The 21,711-nt window shown below is 44.6% G+C and carries 14 protein-coding genes and 2 pseudogenes; 10 read left to right on the top strand and 6 right to left on the bottom strand.

Features of this window, described 5'->3' with window-relative positions; all coding sequences use genetic code 11:
* The 3 genes and pseudogenes from EIZ48_RS06570 to EIZ48_RS06560 all read left to right on the top strand — a co-directional run.
* A pseudogene (locus EIZ48_RS06570) lies at positions 1 to 140 on the top strand (IS3 family transposase); the annotation flags it as partial.
* A 166-nt stretch (positions 141 to 306) separates the two neighbouring features.
* Positions 307 to 1,485 carry a substrate-binding protein gene (locus EIZ48_RS06565; RefSeq protein WP_338046903.1) on the top strand — a complete coding sequence of 393 codons (1,179 nt, stop codon included), beginning with the start codon at positions 307 to 309 and terminating at the stop codon, positions 1,483 to 1,485.
* The gene (locus EIZ48_RS06560) at positions 1,482 to 3,302 is read left to right on the top strand and encodes a GGDEF domain-containing protein (RefSeq protein ID WP_160649460.1); all 1,821 of its coding nucleotides are present in this window, start codon (positions 1,482 to 1,484) and stop codon (positions 3,300 to 3,302) included. Before EIZ48_RS06565 ends, EIZ48_RS06560 begins: the two co-directional genes overlap by 4 nt.
* Before the next feature lie 403 nt (positions 3,303 to 3,705).
* On the opposite strand, the gene EIZ48_RS06555 is transcribed toward EIZ48_RS06560, so the two are convergent.
* Positions 3,706 to 4,050 carry an NUDIX hydrolase gene (locus EIZ48_RS06555; protein WP_240152889.1) on the bottom strand — a complete coding sequence of 115 codons (345 nt, stop codon included), beginning with the start codon at positions 4,048 to 4,050 and terminating at the stop codon, positions 3,706 to 3,708.
* A gap of 505 nt (positions 4,051 to 4,555) precedes the next feature.
* On the bottom strand, positions 4,556 to 6,268 hold the full coding sequence (locus EIZ48_RS06550; protein WP_160649458.1) for a monovalent cation:proton antiporter-2 (CPA2) family protein: 1,713 nt from the start codon (positions 6,266 to 6,268) through the stop codon (positions 4,556 to 4,558).
* A 251-nt stretch (positions 6,269 to 6,519) separates the two neighbouring features.
* Here EIZ48_RS06550 and EIZ48_RS06545 point away from each other — a divergent pair, with 251 nt between their 5' ends.
* From EIZ48_RS06545 to EIZ48_RS06530, 4 genes and pseudogenes are all read left to right on the top strand, one after another.
* Positions 6,520 to 6,783, top strand: a complete 264-nt coding sequence (locus tag EIZ48_RS06545; RefSeq protein ID WP_160649456.1) for a hypothetical protein — start codon at positions 6,520 to 6,522, stop codon at positions 6,781 to 6,783.
* Between the two features lie 747 nt (positions 6,784 to 7,530).
* Complete coding sequence (locus EIZ48_RS06540) at positions 7,531 to 9,060, top strand: SNIPE associated domain-containing protein (RefSeq protein ID WP_160649454.1); 1,530 nt, start codon at positions 7,531 to 7,533, stop codon at positions 9,058 to 9,060.
* 262 nt (positions 9,061 to 9,322) lie between these two features.
* On the top strand, positions 9,323 to 10,237 hold the full coding sequence (locus EIZ48_RS06535) for a competence protein CoiA family protein (protein ID WP_160649452.1): 915 nt from the start codon (positions 9,323 to 9,325) through the stop codon (positions 10,235 to 10,237).
* A 296-nt stretch (positions 10,238 to 10,533) separates the two neighbouring features.
* Positions 10,534 to 10,809: pseudogene (locus EIZ48_RS06530) on the top strand (P-loop NTPase fold protein); the annotation flags it as partial.
* 87 nt (positions 10,810 to 10,896) lie between these two features.
* Here EIZ48_RS06530 and gcvP read toward each other — a convergent pair.
* From gcvP to EIZ48_RS06515, 3 genes are all read right to left on the bottom strand, one after another.
* Positions 10,897 to 13,776, bottom strand: a complete 2,880-nt coding sequence (gcvP, locus tag EIZ48_RS06525) for an aminomethyl-transferring glycine dehydrogenase (protein ID WP_160649450.1) — start codon at positions 13,774 to 13,776, stop codon at positions 10,897 to 10,899.
* A gap of 129 nt (positions 13,777 to 13,905) precedes the next feature.
* Positions 13,906 to 14,286: a glycine cleavage system protein GcvH gene (gene gcvH / locus EIZ48_RS06520; RefSeq protein WP_160649448.1), complete on the bottom strand. Its 381-nt coding sequence runs from the start codon at positions 14,284 to 14,286 to the stop codon at positions 13,906 to 13,908.
* Between the two features lie 109 nt (positions 14,287 to 14,395).
* Complete coding sequence (locus EIZ48_RS06515; protein WP_160649446.1) at positions 14,396 to 15,691, bottom strand: serine hydroxymethyltransferase; 1,296 nt, start codon at positions 15,689 to 15,691, stop codon at positions 14,396 to 14,398.
* 574 nt (positions 15,692 to 16,265) lie between these two features.
* Here EIZ48_RS06515 and EIZ48_RS06510 point away from each other — a divergent pair.
* The 3 genes from EIZ48_RS06510 (at position 16,266) to EIZ48_RS06500 (ending at position 18,788) form a co-directional block, all read left to right on the top strand.
* Complete coding sequence (locus EIZ48_RS06510) at positions 16,266 to 16,901, top strand: helix-turn-helix domain-containing protein (protein ID WP_075767615.1); 636 nt, start codon at positions 16,266 to 16,268, stop codon at positions 16,899 to 16,901.
* Between the two features lie 331 nt (positions 16,902 to 17,232).
* Positions 17,233 to 18,351 carry a glycine cleavage system aminomethyltransferase GcvT gene (gene gcvT / locus EIZ48_RS06505; protein ID WP_160649444.1) on the top strand — a complete coding sequence of 373 codons (1,119 nt, stop codon included), beginning with the start codon at positions 17,233 to 17,235 and terminating at the stop codon, positions 18,349 to 18,351.
* A 236-nt stretch (positions 18,352 to 18,587) separates the two neighbouring features.
* On the top strand, positions 18,588 to 18,788 hold the full coding sequence (locus EIZ48_RS06500; RefSeq protein ID WP_160649443.1) for a hypothetical protein: 201 nt from the start codon (positions 18,588 to 18,590) through the stop codon (positions 18,786 to 18,788).
* Positions 18,789 to 19,521: 733 nt separating this feature from the next.
* Here the strand turns inward: EIZ48_RS06500 and pdsS are convergent.
* Positions 19,522 to 21,696 carry a proteobacterial dedicated sortase system histidine kinase gene (gene pdsS / locus EIZ48_RS06495; protein WP_160649441.1) on the bottom strand — a complete coding sequence of 725 codons (2,175 nt, stop codon included), beginning with the start codon at positions 21,694 to 21,696 and terminating at the stop codon, positions 19,522 to 19,524.
* Between the last annotated feature and the right edge of the window lie 15 nt (positions 21,697 to 21,711).

Here is a 21,711-nt window from a genome sequence, read left to right as displayed (position 1 = left end):
AGGCACAGCGTTCAATCACTCAGTACATCACAGGATATTACAGCGAGATCAGGCCACATCAATATAACGGTGGTCTGACGCCAAATGAGTCAGAACGCTTATTCTGGAATGACTCTAAAACCGTGGCCAATTTTACTTGACCACTTCATCATGCGTATAACGATAGGTATTAGCCAAGTGTTACATAAAACTATAAGGGACTCTGTCGCAAGCTGGAGCAATTTTACGCACTAGCAGCCTACTTACATCTAAAAATCAATACAGTTTATACTTCTTCAGAACTTTGCGACACGACCCATAGTCAGGATGGATATTTTATTAAAGATGTTTAGATTCACCTTTTTTATACTATGGACGGCTGTACTAACTCTGCTAGTAGCTTGCTCTGAGCCGAAACCAACAATCAAAATCGGAGTTATCTTGCCTCAGACCGGTTCGTATCAGAATTACGGAATTGCCGGGGTTCAAGGTGCTCAGTTGGCTGTCGATCAGATCAACGCTATGGGCGGGGTAAGTGGCGGTCATCAGCTTCAATTGCTAATACAAGACAATCAAACTGATCCGGCGAAATCGGTGCGGTTGGCCCGAGAACTGATTCAGGTGGATGATGTATTCGCTCTGATGGGGCCTGTTTCCAGCACATCACGAGAGGCAGTACTGGAGGTTGCCAACCGTTATCAGGTCCCACTTCTCTATGGTATCGATTATGAGGGCGGGAGTGTCAATCGCTACCTCTTCTGTTACAGCACTATTCCGGATCATTATGTGACCCCCATCTTACCTATTCTTAAAGAAGAATATGGGAATAACTTCTATATTGTCGGCTATGACTATCTCTGGCCTCACGAGATGGCCCTCACGATCGAAGATACCCTGAGACAGATCGGAGGAAAACTGTCTGGCAAGAGTTACACTGCCTTTGGAGAACAGAACTTTACTTCCATTATTAAAGATATTGATGCGTCTGGAGCGGATAATCTGTTGTTGATTATGGCTGGTGAGGATGGCTTTCAGTTTCTTGAAGAGATGGAACAAAGTGGATTGAATCGCAAGGTTAGTATTCTGGCCTTTGCTGCTGATGAAACTTACCTGGGGCGGGTTAGCCCTCAAGCTTTATCTGGGGTCTATACCGCACTCCACTTTGTCTCTGATTTAGAAACGGAGGTCGCCAGTAACTTTCGAAGCCAAATGACCAAGAGGTTTGCCGATGATGCGATTATCACTTATGCCACTAAGGCTCATTATGATTTAGTCATGTTGCTTGCTGAAGCGATTGAGCGGCAAGGCGTGGATCGTGAGAAAGTTATTGACCAAATGGCGGGACTTTCTCTGTATGGGGGTGAACATCTCGTGCGGTTGCGCGATGACCATCACTTCGATTTGCCTATGTATTTGGCCCGATTTGATAACAAAAGCTTGCAAGTTGTCCGACAACTGGGAGTGATTATTCCGGAGGATCAGCGCTTAGTTGCAGCCCGTCAATGAACATTAGAACCCGTATTATCATTTCTCTATTACCCGTGCTTTTGCCAATCGTGATGATGGATATACTCGAATATCGTTCAGAACGCGAACAATTAGATAATAGCCTCTCACATATGGTTAGCTATGCTGCCTCGGTCGGAACTAGGGAGCTAAATGAAGTATTTAGAGCGAGTTACGACCAGTTTCATCATACCGCTGCTAACTTGTCCCAATGTCTCGTAGACTCAGAGTCTCCCTCCAATGATGTAATGGAGTCTGTACTGAAAAATACATCTAAGTTCAGTGCGTTGATTCTCTCTGATACTCAAGGTCATGAAAGGCGAACATTGCTCTCCATCAGTCCGGCTACTCGCCATATGTTGCGTAGAAATATAGAGGGCCAACTGCTCTCTGTTGAGGTGGTAGAGCGTCTAAAAGCAGATTATCAGCACTGGTTGGACAACAAAGATCAACGCCTCAAGCGGTTTGCTTTGCTATCCAATGAATTAGAGTCGCTGCGCAAACAAGGTGAGCTCATGTCTCGGCGATTCCGCCTGCTTAGCCACCAGTTGTCGCATTTAAGCGAACATCAAGACCACCTACCGATAGTGATTTCCTTCGGAGGGGAAGCGATGATCAGAACATTAGGGCTGCCCTTTGCTAATAATAGCCTGCTATTTAGCATACCAGTGCAGAACTGCAACGGTAAAATGGTTGGTATAATAACGCTTATCCTGGATTGGACTCAGGTGGAAGATGTCCTTTTTCGACTTCGTCAGCAGTTAAACTTACAGGATCTGGAGAGGGTTGATGTGGCTCTGTTTTATCGACATGCCGCTATTACCCCGGTCCGCTATCTGGACAGAACCAAAATACTCGTTGCTGAACCACAGAAGTCAGACCCCGATGACGGCTATATGGGCATTGCTAATGTGGTTGATGTCGCCGTGCTCAACGCTCATGAATCGAGGGTAGGTTTTGCTGAAATCAATATGCTAACTAAAGAGCTAAAAAACTTGGCGAGGAAGTTCTCATTTACAAAGTTATTAGTTTATGTCGATCCTTTAGAGAGGGAGTATCGGCTAAAGGAGATCGGCTGGCGAATGGCCGGCTGGAGTATGTTATCTATGGCCATTCTGTTGCTGATGACCTTGGGGATTGCTCATAGTATTACCAACGGTTTGAAAAAGCTTGAACAACGTATGAACTATGCAGCCCACAATTCATCAGAGGTTGCCTTCCTTCAACAGGTTTATCGTGCTGATGAAATCGGTCAGCTAGAGCGCGTTTTTCATTTTATGCTGAAAAAGCTGGCTGAAAAAGAACAGCAGTTACAAACCTTAGCATCAACCGACAACCTGACTAGGTTAATGAATCGCCACGCTTTTACTGTTGCGGCAGATCGTGCACAGGCACTGGCTAAAAGAAACGGCTCCGACATTTATCTTTTGCTATTCGACCTCGATTATTTCAAAAACATTAATGACCGTTTTGGCCACAGTACAGGTGATTTGGCACTGTGTCACTTTACTCAGATACTTAAACAAAACCTGCGTAGTGTTGACAGCCCTTCCCGTATTGGTGGCGAGGAGTTTCTTTGTTTGCTATCAGGGCCAACTCGCCAAGATGCACAGGGCATTGCCGAGCGTATCCGAAAACAATTGCAGAATTCTCCGTTGGTGTTGGATGATGGTACCTCTGTATCTTTTACCGTCAGCGGTGGTCTCTGCGCCTGGCCTGTAAACCTTAGCTATGATCAAGTCTTTGTTCAGGTTGACAAGCTGCTATATGAAGCTAAAAAACAGGGGCGAAATTGCATTGTCATAGAGCCTAATTAAGTTTTATTCAAAGATTATGTACTTTCTTCTTCAATTTTTTTGATAACTTCTATCAGAATAAAATCCCTTTAACAGAGTGTACATAATCTTTTTCTCTAAATGACTTTGGGGCTAGTTCATGTCAGACGATATGGTTTGCTGTTATTGACAGAATCGCTTGGTGATCACAAGTCAGCGGAAGTCCCACTAACTCGTTGATGGAAAAGGTTGGTTAGTGCAATAGCACTAACCCCACCATAATAGATAAGAAAAAGTATCTTGAAATCTTAAACATATGCTGAAATCTCATTGACTTTGATGTGTTTTGTCTCTGAAGATAAATCTAAAAGCCCAAACTGTAAAAACTCTGGTTTCAATTTCACATCTGAAAGTTCACTAAGTGGGAACCACTTAAACTCAAGATCTACGTCTTGCTCAATACCACGGAAAATATCGTTCTTTGGCAGTCGATGAGGTTCATCGAGTTGAACGAGAAAGTAATTAGCAACTTCATGAAGCTTTTATTTGAATACTCAAAGAAGTTTTCAACATACCACAGATGACGTTTTACAGTTGATTCAATTCCCAATTCCTCTAACAACTCTCTATTCAAAGTAGCATCAGTATTTTCGAAGAACTCTACTCTTCCACCTGGAAGTGTCCAAAAAGAATCTCCAACAGCCCTGTGCAACAATACATGGTCGTCATTAACTATTACAGCAACGCTTCGGAAATTAAATCGAGCATTGCCTTTATCAAATATCAACATATTTACTCCTAGCAACATAAAGCTGATTTTGAGCAAACAATGGAGAACCTCCTGTTTCTTGCCGGGACTAGAAGTAATGAATTGCCTCTGGCATTGAATATTGCCACTGAGAACTTAAAAGCCGTCGTTGATGAATCTGGTATCAATTACCATGTTTGTTGATTTCATACCTTTCAAATTAACTAACTGCTTTTGCTGAAGTAACGCTTATCGACTCTTGTTAAACAGGGGCGAAGCAATCGCCCCTTTCTTGTATCTGGAAGTTACATTGTTACAAGCACAAAAATGTTTTGAGTTATCATTTCTGCATGAGAACAGTACAACATAAACATTTTAAAATGCTGTCTAAAGCTACTGGATTAAATTAGCAGATGAGCTTCAAGAAAATGTTAAGGAAGGTCATGAAATGTTGGGGGCAGATCGGTGATAAACTTGGCTAGCGTGATAGAGTTACTTCAATATATAGTGACTAACAGTAGGTCAAGTATTTAACTTTTCTCACTATTCACAGCTTCGTTTTCTTTTCCTCCTCCATATTGACCTGTTTGTAGTAGTCTTTCCGAAATTTCTCAAGCACAATTGCTATTTCCGAACCTTCAAAACCCATATGACGTAATGCAGCATGGGCAAGCTCTGCGCTGGCCTCTAGAGTTTCCGAAACTGTATAATGTGCACCAAGTACTCTAAGATCGTGACATTTTACAAGGTCATGGCCACGAGCAAAAATAGGAATGTCTGGAATGGCAGAATGAAGAGAGGATACAATTTGCTTGGTCACGTCCGGATCATTAATTGAAATGACTACAAAGGGGGCATCAGTAGCCCCGGCAGCTCTTAGTACTTCGAGGTTTTGAACGTCTCCGAAATACACGGGCTTTCCTTTTGAGCGTTCGTGCTCTACGAGAGATTCATCTTTATCAATTGCTAGATAAGGTACTTTCATCAACTCCATAATATAACCGATTCTATGGCCCATTCTTCCGAAACCCGCAATAATGATAGGCTTGGTATGTTGCTCGTGTTTATCGATATCAGCAGTTTGTATTGTTGTGATATTTCTATGTGAAGCTAAAAAAATTCGGTAAGCTATTTTATCTAGCGCTGGTGTTATAAGCATACTCAGCAGTACAATTATTAGAAGGTGCTGGAATAAAGCTTCATCCAAAACTCCCGTACTTTTCGCTACTGCAAACAATACTAATGCGAATTCACCACTTTGTGCTAAGAGTAAGGCGACCGAAATCGATGCTTTTTTCTTTATTCCGAATAATCGTAACAAAGGCCAGAGAATAAAAAACTTGATAGTCATTAGTGCAACTGTAAAACTTAAGAGCACGATAGGGTGGTCTAAAAATTTATCAATATTTAAGGACATACCCATTGACATAAAAAACAGTCCAAGCAACAAGCCTCGAAAAGGCTGAATTTCTGCGATGATTTGATGGCGATAAGATGAGTCAGCAATCAACAAGCCAGCAACAAATGCCCCCATAGCCATCGAAAATCCAATACGCTCCATTACATATGCCGACCCTAATACCAAAAGTAAAGCGGATGCGGTAAATATCTCGGGTGAACCAAACCGGGAAAGTATTTTTAGCAAGGGAGTCAAAATATATCTGGCAAGAACAATAATTAACAAAAGAATAATGAACGCCTCAGCTAATGCCAGGAAAATGTCTTCTACTATTGTTAACTCCGGTTCGGCCATAAATGAAACAAAAACCAAGAGTGGGACAACCGCCAGATCTTGTAACAGTAATATAGCAACTGAGGGCCTTCCGTATTCTGATGAGATCATCTTCCTTTCCGTTAATAATTGAAGTACAAAGGCCGTTGAGGAAAGGCCTAGCGCCAACCCTATTAAAAGAGAAGCTTCCCACGAAGAATTAAGTATTTCATGTGCTATTACAGTTATTAAAGCTCCTGTTATTAGAACCTGAAGAGTCCCAAGCCCTAATACCAACCTCCTTATATTCCAAAGTCTGGATGGCTTAATTTCTATTCCGATAATAAACAATAGGAGAATCACACCAAACTCAGCAAGTTGGGCAATCTCGTCGTAATCCTGAATATAGCCTAGCCCTGATGGCCCTACGATTGCCCCCGCGAACAAAAAACCTGGTATTGCACCAAAGCCTAAGCATTGAAACACAGGGACAGTAATGACTGCCGCAGATAACAGAATGATAATATCAGTCAAATATTCAATATTCACAGGCAGGTTCTCATCTATTACTAACTGTATTTAATGTCTTAAAAGGTGTGAAGCTATCTAAGCTTTGATATGTAATTTGACTTATCTCAAGCTCCACCACAAACACCCTACAGATCTATTATATACCCAGAGGTCAACACAACATTTATCTCATAGAGCACATTGAGGGGCTGCAACTACAAAAAAATGACATAGAGCAGGTTATAGAAGACTCCTCAACTTCAAGGCAGTTTGAGGTTCCAGTTGTAGCTATGATGGAAAGTTTAGCTAATTGGATAGGAGAATACTTTGATTTATGGGGTTATCCAAATGTTGAATCAAGTCGCGTTTTGTATAGTGAGGATGACAAGGACTTTGTGATTGCTGGAGAAAGTCGGAACTTGGCAGGTAAAGGTTATCGTTCAATAACGTATGCTGCTTGTGCTATTTCATTGTTGGAACTATACAAAGGTCTAGGCTTTATGGTCATTGATTCGCCATTAGTTACGTACAAAAAGCCAGATGTTCCTGAATGAGAAGAAATTTCAGAAGACATGGCATCGAGTTTCTATGCCTCGTTGAAGGGTCTTGATAAATCACAACAATTAGTAATTATCGAGAATGAGGATGTCCCCGAGGATGTTAGTGAAGTGGTGAACCATATATATTTCACTAAAAGCAAGAGGAAAGGGAGATTCGGTTTTATACCTCATTGAATCCTATATACAAAAAGGCGAACCAAATGGTTCGCCTTTTGTTATTCAAGTTAGTTTCCAACTCGGTTTTCACAGTTTCCAACTTGGTTATCTGTGATCAAAAAACCTTAGTGTGATGGGATATTTGAATTTTGGACAAAGTGGTTAGCCAGTGCAGGCCTGACAAAGCCCCATTTGGTTTATTAATATATTTTAAATTTGGACAAAGCTAATTGACTGATTTTGTGGTGAATTTTTTTAAGTGGGGAGGCGTGTCATAGTGTAACTTAATTTAACAAGAAGATGTCCTGAGTCAGGGAGTCCTCCCTGATATTGCAAGCCTATCTCCATGATTCTTGGCTAGAGATCACGAGCAGTTTGGAATGGCTCTTTAGTGTATTTTAAGGAATGTAGCTAAGTCGCAATAGCGAAAAGGCTGTAGAGACAATGCCTTAGATGGAGTTTGGGAAACTTGATTCTTAAGGTTCAGCTTGTGAAAGCATATAAAACTGTGATTTACCTCCGTATTCAATAGATTGATATACGCTATGTTTTACCGCTCCGTTTGTAAATAGACTGGTTGGGAAGATGGATCAAATAACGACTTTTCATGTAATTACAGTTGCTGTAGTTGCCTTACTATTGGTTGGAATTGTTGCCAGCAACAAGCTAAAAAAGCTCCAGAAAGAACTGCTAGAATTGAAAGGTGATATCGAAACTAAATCTAACCTGTTAGATGAATACAAAGAAAAGTACTCTCAAGTTATTGATATTGAAGCTGAATGCGACAAAATTAAAGTTCAACTTGTATCCGATAAGCAAGAGATAGAAGAGAGGTATCGTCAAGAATTGCGCCATCTTGAAGGTAAGAAAGATGAGGCAAATAGGGAAATACAATCAATAGAAGATCAAATTAAAAACCTCCGAGTTGATTATAAGAGTAAGAAGAGTACATATGATGCCCTTACTAAACAAATTGCTATTTTTAGTGAAGATATTGAGCTGATCGAACTTGGTTTCTATGAGCCAAAGTTTGATTTTGATGCATCAGAGATATTCAAGGATGAGATCAAGAAGTGTAAGGATAGACAAAAAGCATTGTTAAGAGAAAAAAGCTCCCGAGGTGCTATTTTCTGCTCTACAGAGTGGGAAGTGCATGGTTCAAGAACTGAAGGCAGAAAAATGACTGATAGGGGGATTAGGTTAACGGCTAGAGCATTCAATAATGAATGTGATGCTGCAATAGCAAAATGTACCTGGAAAAATGTCAATAAGATGGAGGAGAGAATCAAGAAGGCGTTTGATGCTATTAATAAGTTAAATGAGACAAATACGATATTTATTACACGTAACTACCTAAAAGAAAAGATAAAAGAGTTGCAAATGACCTATGAATATCATGAAAAAAAACAACGAGAAAAAGAAGAGCAAGCAGAGATTAAAGCTCAAATGCGTGAAGAGGCTAGAATAGAAGCCGAGATAAAGAAAGCAGAAGCGGAAGCAATTAAGGAAGAGAAGCGTTATCAGAAGGCTCTAGATACAGCACGTAAAGAGCTAGAGAAAGCTACGGATGATACGAAAGCCGACCTGGAAGCTAAGATTGCTCAATTACAGTCTGATTTAATTGAAGCCGAGCAGAAGCATCAGCGGGCTCAGTCAATGGCAGAGCAAACCAAGCGTGGGCATGTGTACATTATTTCAAACATTGGTTCATTTGGCGAAGAAGTTTACAAGATTGGTATGACACGCCGCCTTGAACCTATGGATCGCGTTAAGGAGCTTGGCGATGCTTCAGTACCATTTACCTTCGACGTACACGCGATGATTCATACAGATGATGCACCAACGTTAGAGAAAAGGCTACATGATACGTTTGATCATCGACGACTAAATATGGTGAACAGAAGAAAAGAGTTCTTTAATGTGTCGTTAGCTGAAATTAAGCAGACAGTACATGAATTTACCGAACACACCGTAGAATTTATCGAAACCGCTGTTGCTCAGGACTACTTCGAAACACAGGCAATGAAGAAACAACAATTGCTTAAACAAGGAAAGCTTGTTGAATGTGAGTTATCGACAACTGATAGAATTCCTGAATTTGCAGATGTGATGTAGAGCGTTATCAATCATCTATCTATATGGACACGAAATCTTGATAAGCAATCTATTAAGGCGTTGTGTCCATTTTTTCGTTGAGATGGCAGCCAAAAAATTTGTGGGCATTAAGAATGTTTCGGTTAAACTCCGGTTCCTCTGTTCCGGGACTATTAACATTAACTTCTGTGGTTACGTAGGCTCTCAGTAATAGATATCTAATCGTTGCAACGTGTTGAGTATTGGTTAACATGGTATCAAGTCAGTATTTAGGGGATTGTACATGTCACTTACACTTATCCCGTTCGGCTTGGAAACGTCCACAAATAATTTGGTTGATGTGGCTGAAGTTGAAAACGGAAAAAAATGCGGCTGCATTTGCCCTTCTTGTAGTACTCCGCTTGTAGCTAAACAGGGTGACGAAAAGGCTTGGCATTTCTCACACAGCAGCAAGGGGGTTAAAGACAAGACAAAAGAGGAATGCGTTTACAACTTTTATCTCTCACTGCGCCTCATGGCAAGGCAAGTGATATCAGACAATTTGACCATCGCACTACCTGAGTATAAAAAGACCTTAGCCAAAAAGACTTCAAGCGGCAAATACGCTGAAGTTCCATACCTAATCACACCCTCGAGTAAAATCACCCTCCTGGATGTCAAGGTGGAATCTACTTTTCATGGGCACCATGTTGATATCGTTGGTGATATATCGGGTTACGATTTCTGTATCTATTTCACTCATCCAGATAGAACCGTTCCTCACGAATTAGAGTGGCTTAGAGACAGTAAAAGCGGAATCATTGAGATTAAACTGGATGCTTTGCATAAGGTATTCATAGAGAGCCGCAAGAAAGATGGTCAGGAACCTTTTAAAAACCTTTTTCTGGAATTTCTGAGGACGGATCTAAAGTCGAAGAGATGGATATCTCATCCCAGGTTCCAAAGAGTTAAAGAGTCTGCTGAGAAGCACTTAAATGCCATGACGTTAAGAATGGAGTTAGAGCATAAAAAAAGTGGGGTCAAAGCTGATGTTTCGCAAGCCAGTCGCTTTAGGGCTATGGCCGAGGCGGAGGTGAAGATACGGTCAACCAAAAAAGAAAGGACTCATCATCGTTGTGCCAGCTGCCACACCACTTGGTCGGTAAAACAAGGTTACATTTGCCCAAAGTGCTTTACTGTTTGCCGTACTAGTCATTGACAGATGCAATTAAGTAATTGGATTAGGTAAGAGTCAATCTATCAGTTGATAGAGCCGGATTTGATCTAAGTAGACTGATGTCATTAAAGAACCTATCAAGGGTTAGCCCCAAACTTAGTAAAAGTATGTAAAGCACCAAATGGTTGTAGAAAACTTATACCTTCAATAACTATCCAATTAATCGATCTTTATCAACTCAATATCAAATTGGTTTGTATAAGATTAGGTGCTTATATGAAGGTTGTATGTGGACTGATAACTAAGCCGATAAGGACTTTTTAAACTTTGATGGTGTTGCAAAAACTGTTGCAGAGATAATCATTCAAGCGCAATCAAGACCTATATCGATAGGAGTTTCGGGGGCATGGGGAGTTGGTAAATCCTCAATGATCCGGCTTATTGAGAATGAATTGCAAGCCCGTGATGAAGCTGGAGGAAATAAATATGTTTTCGTTAAGTTCAATGCATGGCTTTATCAAGGTTATGACGATGCTAGAGCTGCATTGATAGAGGTAGTTGCTTCAACTTTGGCAAAAGAAGCAGAAAAAAGGGAAACATGTATAGAACAGTGATTAGCGCGATAAGAGAAAGAAAAATGGACAAACCGAAGTTTGTCCATTTTTTATTAGGTTTGTCCAAATTTTAAATAGACCACTACATTAGTCTTCAATGTAGTTCTCAATACCCGGGCAAGAACATACTAGGTTACGGTCACCGAATACGTTATCAACCCGGTTAACCGTCGGCCAGTATTTGGCGTCCTTGGTCTGGTTTGACGGGAAGCAACCTAGCTCACGGCTGTAGCTGCGGTTCCACTCGGCTTCCATCAAGTCTGCCTGAGTGTGTGGGGCGTGGACTAGCGGGTTGTCTGCCAGATCCCACTCGCCATCTTGAACACGGGCAATCTCGTGGCGGATTGCGATCATCGCATCACAGAAGCGATCCAGCTCAGCCAGATCTTCAGATTCTGTTGGCTCGATCATCAGTGTACCGGCAACAGGGAATGACATGGTTGGCGCGTGGAAGCCGTAATCCATCAGACGCTTCGCGACGTCTTCCTCAGAGATGCCAGAGGCTTCTTTGATTGGACGAATGTCGATAATACATTCGTGAGCAATTCGGCCGTGCGTACCGCGGTACAGAACAGGGTAGTGCGGACGTAGACGCTCCATCACGTAGTTTGCGCCAAGGATAGCCAGTTTCGTGGCTTCAGTCAGGCCTTCTTCGCCCATCATCGCAATGTAAGCGTATGAGATTGGCAGGATTGAAGCAGAACCTAGTTCAGCAGCTGATACCGCGTACTGAGGCTTGTTGCTTTCAGAGTTTTCTGTGTGACCCGGCAGGAACGGAGCCAGGTGCGATTTAACACCGATAGGACCCATACCCGGACCGCCGCCACCGTGTGGGATACAGAAGGTCTTGTGCAGGTTCAGGTGCGAGACATCAGAGCCGATGAAGCCAGGGCTGGTTAGGCCAACCTGGGCGTTCATGTTAGCACCGTCAAGGTAAACCTGACCGCCAGCTTCGTGTACCAGTTCACACACTTCCTGCACGGCTTCTTCGTATACACCGTGGGTAGAAGGGTAGGTGATCATGATGCACGATAGGTTGTCGCGGTGTTTTTCGATCTTCGCTTTCAGATCTTCAACGTCGATGTTACCCAGATCGTCACAGCCAACAACCACGACTTTCATCGATACCATAGCCGCAGAAGCCGGGTTAGTGCCGTGTGCAGAGCTTGGGATCAAACATACGTTACGGTGTGACTCACCGTTTGACTCGTGGTAACGCTGAATTGCAATCAGGCCGGCATACTCACCCTGAGCACCTGAGTTAGGCTGTAGCGAGAATGCATCGTAGCCTGTTACAGAGCACAGCATTTCAGAGAACTTCTCAGCCAGTTCAGCATAGCCCTTCGCCTGATCAGCCGGAGCAAATGGGTGCAGGGCTCCGAATTCAGGCCAAGTGACAGGGATCATCTCTGCTGCGGCATTCAGCTTCATGGTACAGCTGCCTAGCGGGATCATGCCGTGAGTCAGTGAGTAGTCTTTGTTTTCCAGCTTCTTCATGTAACGCATCATCTGCGTTTCACTGTGGTGCTCGCTGAATACTGGGTGCGTCAGGTACTTGCTGGTACGACGACAGCTTTCTGGGATAGCTGCAAATTCGTCAGAAGCGATATCAGCCGTGAACATGGATGCTTTCAGTTCATTACCGCTGAATAGAGCCAATAGCTCTTCGATATCTTCAACCTTGGTGGTTTCGTCAATGCTGATACCAAGCTGAGTGTCATACTTACGAAGGTTGATACCTGCATCAAGTGCTTTTTTGTAGAACTCGTTCGTTTTCTTGCCAGTGTTTAGCGTAATGGTGTCGAAGAAGGTGTCATGTGTCAGTTCGATACCGGAGTTGCGCAGGCCAGCCGCCAGAATTGCTGTCAGGTGGTGGACACGGCGGCCGATTTTACGCAGGCCTTCCGGACCGTGGTAAAGGGCATAGAATGCAGCCATGTTTGCCAGAAGTGCCTGAGCGGTACAGATGTTAGACGTCGCCTTCTCACGACGGATATGCTGCTCACGCGTCTGCATTGCCATACGCAGGGCTTGGTTATCTTTGGAATCTTTCGATACGCCGATAACACGGCCAGGCATAGTACGCTTGTGCTTATCTTTGGTTGCCATGAAGCCAGCGTGGGGACCACCGAAGCCCATTGGTACACCGAAGCGCTGGGCACTACCGATAACTACGTCGGCACCCATTTCGCCAGGTGATTTCAGAAGCGTTAGTGCAAGCAGATCCGAGGCAACGGCAACCAGTGTTTTCTTGGCGTGTGCTTTTTCGATAGTTTCAGTCAGGTCGACCACGTTACCGCTGGTGCCCGGGTACTGAACCAAGGCGCCGAATACGTCGTGGTTGTCCAGCTCGTCGATAGAGCCAGTGATGATTTCAATACCGATATAACCGGCACGGGTACGAACGACATCTACAGTCTGCGGGTGCAGGTCGTTTGATACAAAGAATGCTTTGCTCTTGTTTTTCCCCGCGCGCTGGCACAGAGTCATGGCTTCGGCTGCTGCTGTCGCTTCATCGAGCAACGAGGCGTTAGCCAGCTCCATACCAGTTAGATCCATGATCATCTGCTGGTAGTTTAGCAGCGACTCAAGGCGACCCTGAGAGATTTCTGGCTGGTAAGGGGTATAGGCTGTGTACCAACCTGGATTTTCCAGGACGTTACGCAGAATGACGTTTGGCGTAAAGGTGTTGTAGTAACCCTGACCGATAAAACTGCGGTTGATGATATTCTTGCTCGCCATTGCTTTAAGGTTGGCAAGCATATCTGATTCGCTTTGTGGCTGGTCTAACTTCATTGGTTCTGGCAGACGAATTGCCGCCGGGACGGTTTCTTCAATCAGCTGATCAACGCTTGCTACGCCGATAGTTTCCAGCATGATTTTTTGTTGTGCTGAATCCGGGCCATTATGACGACCTGCGAATTCCTTATCGTCACTTAATGCATTTAGAAGAGTCATGTCGGTCATGGTTCTTTCCTGAACAGTTACTGCCTATTACACCTGAGCATGATGCAATAGTGGGAAGTCATCGAGAGTAGGTTGAAAACGGCTTTTAAGCGGAAATTGTTTTCTCGTTACCTAAAAGCCGGTATTCAATTAATCTTCGTCGATAGACGCTAGGTATTTCTCACCGTCGATAAGCTTGCTTAGCTCTTCAACATCGGCCACTTTGATCTTAGCAATCCAGCCGCCTTCGTACGGTTCTTCGTTGATCAGCTCTGGGCTGTCTTCCAGCTCTTCGTTGATTTCAACAATTTCACCGGTTACAGGCGCATAGATGTCAGAGGCTGCTTTTACAGATTCAACGAGAGAGAAAGTCTCTCCAGCTTCTGTTGAGTCACCAACTTCTGGAAGATCAACGAAAACAACGTCACCTAGTAGGCCCTGAGCGTGGTTAGAGATACCCATAGTGATAGTGCCGTCACCGTTGTCGCGTACCCACTCATGGCTTTCAGCGAACTTCAATGTATTTTCCATTTTTACTCCTTGCGCAATGCTTCCGCAGATTTTGTTTATTTTTACAGGCCCGTCTAGAAATGCACCGGGCCACAGATTTCGGTTTGTCGTAATCAATAATCGTAGAGGATTACTGATATAGCGGGAAACGGCTGCACAGTTTCTGTACCTGCTGTTTCACACGTTGCTCAACTTCACTGTTGTCTTCCTGGTTGGCAACCAGACCGTCAAGTACATCGCCGATCCACTCACCGATTTGTTTGAACTCTTCAGAGCCAAAGCCGCGGCTTGTGCCCGCTGGTGTACCAAGACGAATACCTGATGTAACCATAGGCTTTTCTGGGTCGAATGGGATGCCATTCTTATTACAGGTGATACCTGCACGTTCCAGTGCCTCTTCAACCTGATTACCTTTCAGGTCCTTAGGACGAAGGTCAACCAGCATCAGGTGCGTATCTGTACCATCAGTAACAATATCGCAACCGCGAGCTTGCAGGACTTCTGCTAATACTTTCGCGTTGTTGATCACATTTTTAATGTACAGTTTGAATTCAGGCTCCAGGGCTTCACCCAGAGCAACCGCTTTACCGGCAATAACATGCATCAGCGGACCGCCTTGAAGGCCTGGGAATACCGCTGAGTTGATTTTCTTGTTAATGTCTTCGTGGTTAGTCAGGATCATACCGCCGCGAGGGCCACGCAGTGTCTTGTGCGTTGTAGTGGTTACAACGTGAGCGTGTGGAATTGGGTTAGGGTGTTCACCTGCGGCGATTAGGCCGGCAATGTGTGCCATATCAACCATCAGATATGCGCCAACTTCGTCGGCAATTGCGCGGAACTTGGCAAAGTCGATTTGACGAGGAATGGCTGAACCGCCGGCAATAATCATCTTAGGCTGGCTTTCGATAGCAAGCTCACGCACTTGGTCGTAGTCGATTTCGCAGTTTCCTTCGCTGACACCGTATTGAACCGCATTGAACCACTTGCCGGAAAGGGCAGGGCGAGCACCGTGAGTTAAGTGGCCACCGGCATCCAGAGACATACCCAGGATGGTGTCACCCGGCTGAAGCAGTGCTAGCATGACTGCACCGTTGGCCTGGGCGCCAGAGTGTGGCTGAACGTTCACGTACTCGCACTGGAAAAGTTGTTTGGCACGAGCAATGGCGATTTTCTCTACTTCGTCGACATGTTCACAGCCACCGTAGTAACGGCGCCCTGCGTAGCCTTCGGCGTATTTGTTGGTTAAACAGCTACCTTGTGCTTGCATAACCGCTTTAGAAACGATGTTCTCAGAGGCAATCAGCTCGATTTGCTGGTTCTGGCGGTTTAGTTCTGCCTCGATGCCTGCGTTGACTGCTCCGTCCACCTGAGCAAGATTGGTGGAGAAGAACATTTCTAAATCGTGGTTTTGGTATGAAGCTTTCATTTCACGTTATCCTCAAGTGCGCCCTAGTGGGTGTTCCATTTCCAGAGCCGTTGGCTGTTTTGTTGTTATGGATAATATCTGCAGCTTATTGCCCTAATCAGACGAAAAAATGATTCTGAATGTCTAACTGACCCTAACAACTGCGTAACATACCTTTCTATAGATAGCCGATCAAACGAAAATTTCCAATAGTGGAACATCGTCCACTTTAGTGTCGCACATTTTAAGCAAACGTTTGCGTCTTGTCATGTGAATTTCTGTCAAAAGGCCAATTTCTTAGTCATCATTATGTTTAACGTCGCTGTTGCGATGTGGTTAAATTTGGTAACAAGCCCAGCTGCAGTAAGGGTTTTGTAAGTATTTTGCAAATGAGGTAATGTGGGAGAAAGGAATGTGCCGCAGTGCAATTATTGCCCTGTTTGGCGGTCAAAAAGGAAGCAGAAAAGTTGAAGTTTCCTTTTGGAAACTTTGTTTCAAATATGATGCATGGGTCAAACTTTTTTATTCGTATGACTTTTAAGTTTCCGATCGGCTATGCCAAAATGAAGTATCAGTAGTACCAAGGAGGGATGTAATGAGTGACGAACAACAGCTTGATGTCTACCCATCGATGACGGTGGCGAAAGAACAGGGTGCAGATAAAGACGAAAAAATTGAACCGCTGAAACTCGGCAAGCGACTCAAAGAAATCCGGATGGCCCATGGCCTGACACTGGAAGAAGCCAGCAAGCGTACTGGTTTGGCCCGTTCGACGCTCTCAAAGATTGAGAACGAGCAAATTTCCCCGACATTTCAGGCTATGCAAAAGTTGGCTGGCGGCCTGGAAATTGATATTCCTCAGCTATTTGCGCCTCCCAAGCAGATTAAGGCAACGGGTCGTCGAGACATTACCCGTCAGGATGAAGGCAAACCTCACCCGACAACGACCTATGAGCATGAGTTGCTGGCCACACAGTTGACCAAGAAGAAGATGATGCCGTTCAAATCACGGGTAAGAGCCCGTCAGTTTGAGGACTATTCAGACTGGATCCGCCATGACGGCGAAGAGTTTCTGCTTGTTCTCTCCGGCGAGATCACTTTCTTCTCTGAATTCTACGAGCCGGTGCAGCTCAAAGAAGGTGACTCCGTTTACTACGATGCCACAATGGGGCATATGCTGGTGTCTATAAGTAAAGAGGATGCACATATCCTATGGGTAACCGCATCGTGAAAACCTCGCAACGGGCGATTGTTTGGCAATGAACTATGATGTTTATTGCCATTCCAAACGTGACCAGTCCGGAGGGCTGTAACTCATCAGAACAGGTGATACAGGTTATTAACAACTGGGCAAAGCTAGCTCCCTGAATACCGTATCGTTCGTTTTTGTATGACAGCAAAGTCAGACAAATGGAATTATTTTACGTCTTTGTGAAATTATGTGATGTCGCGCAGTTTGAACTGAAAGAAACTTTGTTTACTATAGGAAACCTAGTTTAACATAGTCGCAACAAGTGATATGGAAAATAGCCGCATGCTCGCGGTTCACGGAGTATAAACGTATGTCCCAAGAATTACTGGTAACACCTCTGCACGCACTTCATATTGAGATGGGTGCAAAAATGGTTCCTTTTGCTGGCTTCGACATGCCTGTTCAATACGCATTAGGCGTTCGCAAAGAACATATTCACTGCCGTGAAGCAGCAGGCCTGTTTGATGTGTCGCATATGGGGCAGCTTCGCCTTCATGGTGCCAATGCCGCTAAAGCGCTGGAAGCTCTGGTTCCTGTCGATATTATTGACCTGCCAGCAGGCAAGCAGCGTTATGCCTTCTTTACCAATGAGCAGGGCGGGATCCTCGATGATCTGATGGTGACAAACTTTGGTGATCACCTATTTGTTGTTGTGAATGCGGCATGTAAAGAGCAGGACATTGCTCATATCAAAGCGCACTTGCCTGAAGATGTTGAGATGGAGCTTATCGAAGATCGTGCATTGCTTGCCCTTCAGGGCCCGAAAGCAGCAGAAGTGCTGGCTCGCCTGAACCCTGCTGTCAGCGATATGCTGTTCATGGATGCGGTATCTATTGAGTTGTTAGGCGCACAGTGTCTGGTAAGCCGTTCTGGCTACACTGGGGAAGATGGCTACGAGATTTCTGTTCCAGCAGATAAGGCTGAAGAATTAGCACGTGAGTTGCTTGGCAACTCTGAAGTTGAGTGGATTGGTCTGGGTGCGCGTGATTCACTGCGTCTGGAATGTGGCCTATGTTTGTACGGCAATGATATCGACCCGACGACTACGCCAGTAGAAGCTAGCCTGTTGTGGGGTATCAGCAAGCCTCGTCGCGCAGACGGTGAGCGCGCTGGTGGTTTCCCTGGTGCAGATTTGATCCTTGAGCAAATCAAGACCAAAGATGTTGCTCGTAAGCGTATCGGTCTGGTTGGTCAGTCTAAGGCTCCGGTTCGTGAAGGTAGCAAGCTGTTTGATGCTGACGATAACGAAGTGGGTGTCGTAACCAGCGGTACGTTTGGTCCGACTAAAGGTGCACCGGTTGCAATGGCTTATGTGAAGACGGATCTGGCCCAGATTGGTACTGAGCTCTTCGCTGAAGTGCGTGGTAAGAAGCTACCGATGACTGTCGAGAAAATGCCGTTCGTGCCTCAAAACTATTACCGTGGTTAAGAACAAAGCCTACCGTGGTGAGTAGATAGTTAAACTGCCTGATATTGAAGAAAAAGGAGCCGATGGCTCCTTTTTTATTGAGTGTCTCATTAATAAGCTGGCGTTGTCGTTGTTCCTCAACTTCACTTAAAAGGTCAAAAATTACCTTGGTGTGAATGATGATGAAACGAAGTGCACTCTTGATGGCTGGTATAGCTGTTTTAGTTATGGCGCCAGCACATTCAGAAACCTTGTTAATGAAATATGATGAATACATGGATCGTTGTCTTAGTACTTATGGCGAAGACAAGGTGACGAAAAGTGTCTGTGAGTCTCAATACCAGGCTATTGAAAAGAAAGAGCAGGAGCTGATGGCGCAGGCTGATAACGGTGAGCCAAAATCGTGGATGCCAACGTCTTCATACGATGAGTTGCGAGAAGAGAGCGCTTTTCCATAATCGTCTCTTATTCGATTGTGATTATTATCTTCACCGTAGAGACCATTATTTTCTGAATCAATGAATCGCGAGTTCGATCGTACTGACTTTCCATTTTGCCAACAGTTTAAGGGCTTTGTATTGGTTAAAAGGCAAGTTGACGATTTTATTATCACTGAGTTGATGTGGCGATTCGTACTTTGTTGTTCAAGGTGGTAGGTGTAACTCTGCGAGTGATAACAAATAATAATAGTAATAATGTGAGTAGTAGAGGTTCAAAAGCAAAAAATTCAAAATGTTACATTCACAAAGCTGCTTCTGTTGTGTTGTTCAGGTTCGATTTAGCCAAGGTCGGTAGTATCAATAACGTAATCTAAACAGAGGAAGGCATATTGGACACCATTGTTAGTTTGTTATTAATCAATAACCAAACTTGTTTTTATCAATGGAGCCCGTGTCATACAGTCACTTCTTTCGTTGTTGTTAACAAAGCCCGGTAACTTGCTCGCTCCTGGTGGGAAGGCATAGCTTTGGCGTGGTAGCACTCATCGGATCTTAAGCGTCCCAAGTTTAATCGGGACTGCTGGTTGGATAATTTATGCAAAATATGCTGTTTGAAGTGTTGTTAGCTATTGCTGCTATTACGATTGCTATCGGATTGTATACAGCCGTGGTGTAGACAAACGTGAAGCACGTTAAAGTGCTATATTATACCCAAACTATTTAAATCAAATTAAGTAGTTTGGGTATAGTTTTATTTATCGATGATTTGCTCGGGAAGGGTAATCACAACCTCAACACCCTGCTGATCAAGACGGTTTTTGAGTTCGATTTCACCGTGATGGAATTGGGTAATCAGACGGGCAATAAACAGTCCTAGACCTAGGTGGGGTTTGGTTTGCTTTTGCTGACTGCGTACCGATACCATTGAGTTGAGTAGTTGATCCGACATATTGTCAGGTAGTAATGGTCCCCGGTTACTGACGGTGAGGACTGCAGACAACCCTTTCTGTACCAATGAAACCTCAATCGCATCTTCATCCTTACTAAAGTCTTCTGCATTGGCAATTAACTTGTCCAGAAGCTGGGCAAGGTAATCGGGTGCTCCGTAAATGAAAATGTCCGACTTACCAGTTTGTACATCGAAAGTTTGATGCGGATAGGCCATTTGATAACCCTGCATGCATCCCGTCACAAGTTCGTTGAGTGGAAACCGCTCTTTTTCTGCTCCCTGAAGGCTTTGCTCAATTCGTGTCGCTTCTGTCATGCTTGAGAGGATGGTACTCAAGCGATGCACGCCGTCCTGTGCGCGGGCGATATAACGTTGCGAGTCTTCATCCTGGTTGTGCATTGACAGGTTTTCTATTGAGGAGCGAACAACGGCAACCGGTGTTCTCAGTTCATGCGAAAGACGAGAAGATAGGTTTTCCAAATAATGGTTATATTGCCCTAATCGTCCAACCATCGCAGCCAGACTTCGGGAAAGGTCGCCGATTTCATCGGTATCTTCGGTTGGTGAAATGTGTTGCTGAATACGTCCCTGGCTGTCAATAGCTTGTTCGGCTTCGTCACGAAGGCGGCGGATCCGCGATGAAATTTTCGAGGCAAACAAGAACAGAGTGATGGTACCAATAGCCATAATGGTCAAAATAGCATTAAACAGCTGCTCCATTGCCCGGTTACGCAAGGTTTGGATACCGACTGTCGATTCTTCGGCAATAACGGCTCCCATCACATTGTCGCCCAACCAGATAGGGTAGGCCGCAGCAAGGATCATAGCCTTCCCATCTTCTGACTGCCGCCAGTGGGAGTACCCGCGTCCACTCAGCGCCTGCGAGACATGTACGCCCTTAACCAAGGCTTCATCCTTGAGAGAGTCCACAAATTCGGTAGGCTCGGAAATGAAGTAGCGATAATAAAGCGGATGAAGCACTTTTTTCTCGATAGTCGACCACCAGGAGTCTTCATTACCGGCGTATTTAACCGATGACGACCATACGCCGTTTGAGTCTTGGATATTGCCAGTTTGAGCCAGTACGCGCTGGTGACGATCAATAACCCAGATACGGGTGCTGGTATGTCCCATACCCTTTAAGATTTTCTCGATTTCCGGGGACGGAACCAATACCGTGCCCAACCGGTTGAGGTGAGATGTGTTGGAGGTACCAATGATGGTCTCGATTTCACGGTTCTGGCCATTATTGACATCGTAGAACGCAAAGCCCAGCTTGTTGCCGAGGAACGAGAGCGGGATCCTGAGCTCGATGTTGTATCCCTTGTCGGTTGTTCGCCAAAAGCCCTGAATTTGGTTTTGCAGGATCAGGTTGGTTGAGTCAGTGATATCATCGGTGATCTGCCATGCATTGACCCAGCCATCTTCATGGGCGGCAACAACATAGCGGAAGAACTCGCCGTCAGGTGAAGTCATGGCAATGATCAGGTGGTCGTTGCGATCGACTCGAACGGAGTTCTTCCGGCGCATGATCGGGTTCTTATCCTTCACCTCGAAGGCGGCATACAGGTAGCCGTCATATTTTCCGACAAGATGGCGAAAGCTGATACTGTTATTGCTATACGGGCGACGGCTGAACTGAACATATTCTCGTCCGTAGTGCACCATTCTGTCATCATAATCTGTCCAGTCCGCAAGCTGGCCATTGAGCGTGATGGGAGACTGAAGTTCATAGGCATATAAGTCGCGCCCTTTTTTGACTGACTCCAGGAAGCTGGCTTGAGAGCTAAACAGTTTTGGGCGTTCGTTCAAAGCTGTGGCAACAGCACGGGTTGTGCCTACCAGCGTCTGTTCCTGTCCCTGACGCAGCAGTTTTTCCATTTCAAGGATATATTTATAGCCAACCCAGGGCAGGGTGAGCAGAAAGCTTGAAATTAGAATGACTTTTAATCGGAGGCCGATACGAAATTTAGGCATAATCATGATCAACCT

This window comes from Photobacterium alginatilyticum, assembly GCF_009910675.1.
Taxonomy (GTDB): Bacteria; Pseudomonadota; Gammaproteobacteria; order Enterobacterales; family Vibrionaceae; genus Photobacterium; species Photobacterium alginatilyticum.
This window is presented reverse-complemented; position numbering and strand designations above follow the sequence as displayed.

Excerpts from the sequence above, each read along its gene's own strand:
- EIZ48_RS06565 (WP_338046903.1), top strand. The coding sequence starts at position 307 with ATGGATATTTTATTAAAGATGTTTAGATTCACCTTTTTTATACTATGG.
- EIZ48_RS06510 (WP_075767615.1), top strand. The coding sequence starts at position 16,266 with ATGAGTGACGAACAACAGCTTGATGTCTACCCATCGATGACGGTGGCG.
- EIZ48_RS06560 (WP_160649460.1), top strand. The coding sequence starts at position 1,482 with ATGAACATTAGAACCCGTATTATCATTTCTCTATTACCCGTGCTTTTG.
- EIZ48_RS06540 (WP_160649454.1), top strand. The coding sequence starts at position 7,531 with ATGGATCAAATAACGACTTTTCATGTAATTACAGTTGCTGTAGTTGCC.
- EIZ48_RS06545 (WP_160649456.1), top strand. The coding sequence starts at position 6,520 with ATGATGGAAAGTTTAGCTAATTGGATAGGAGAATACTTTGATTTATGG.
- gcvT (WP_160649444.1), top strand. The coding sequence starts at position 17,233 with ATGTCCCAAGAATTACTGGTAACACCTCTGCACGCACTTCATATTGAG.
- EIZ48_RS06500 (WP_160649443.1), top strand. The coding sequence starts at position 18,588 with ATGAAATATGATGAATACATGGATCGTTGTCTTAGTACTTATGGCGAA.
- pdsS (WP_160649441.1), bottom strand. The coding sequence starts at position 21,696 with ATGCCTAAATTTCGTATCGGCCTCCGATTAAAAGTCATTCTAATTTCA.
- gcvH (WP_160649448.1), bottom strand. The coding sequence starts at position 14,286 with ATGGAAAATACATTGAAGTTCGCTGAAAGCCATGAGTGGGTACGCGAC.
- gcvP (WP_160649450.1), bottom strand. The coding sequence starts at position 13,776 with ATGACCGACATGACTCTTCTAAATGCATTAAGTGACGATAAGGAATTC.
- EIZ48_RS06555 (WP_240152889.1), bottom strand. The coding sequence starts at position 4,050 with ATGTTGATATTTGATAAAGGCAATGCTCGATTTAATTTCCGAAGCGTT.
- EIZ48_RS06535 (WP_160649452.1), top strand. The coding sequence starts at position 9,323 with ATGTCACTTACACTTATCCCGTTCGGCTTGGAAACGTCCACAAATAAT.
- EIZ48_RS06515 (WP_160649446.1), bottom strand. The coding sequence starts at position 15,691 with ATGAAAGCTTCATACCAAAACCACGATTTAGAAATGTTCTTCTCCACC.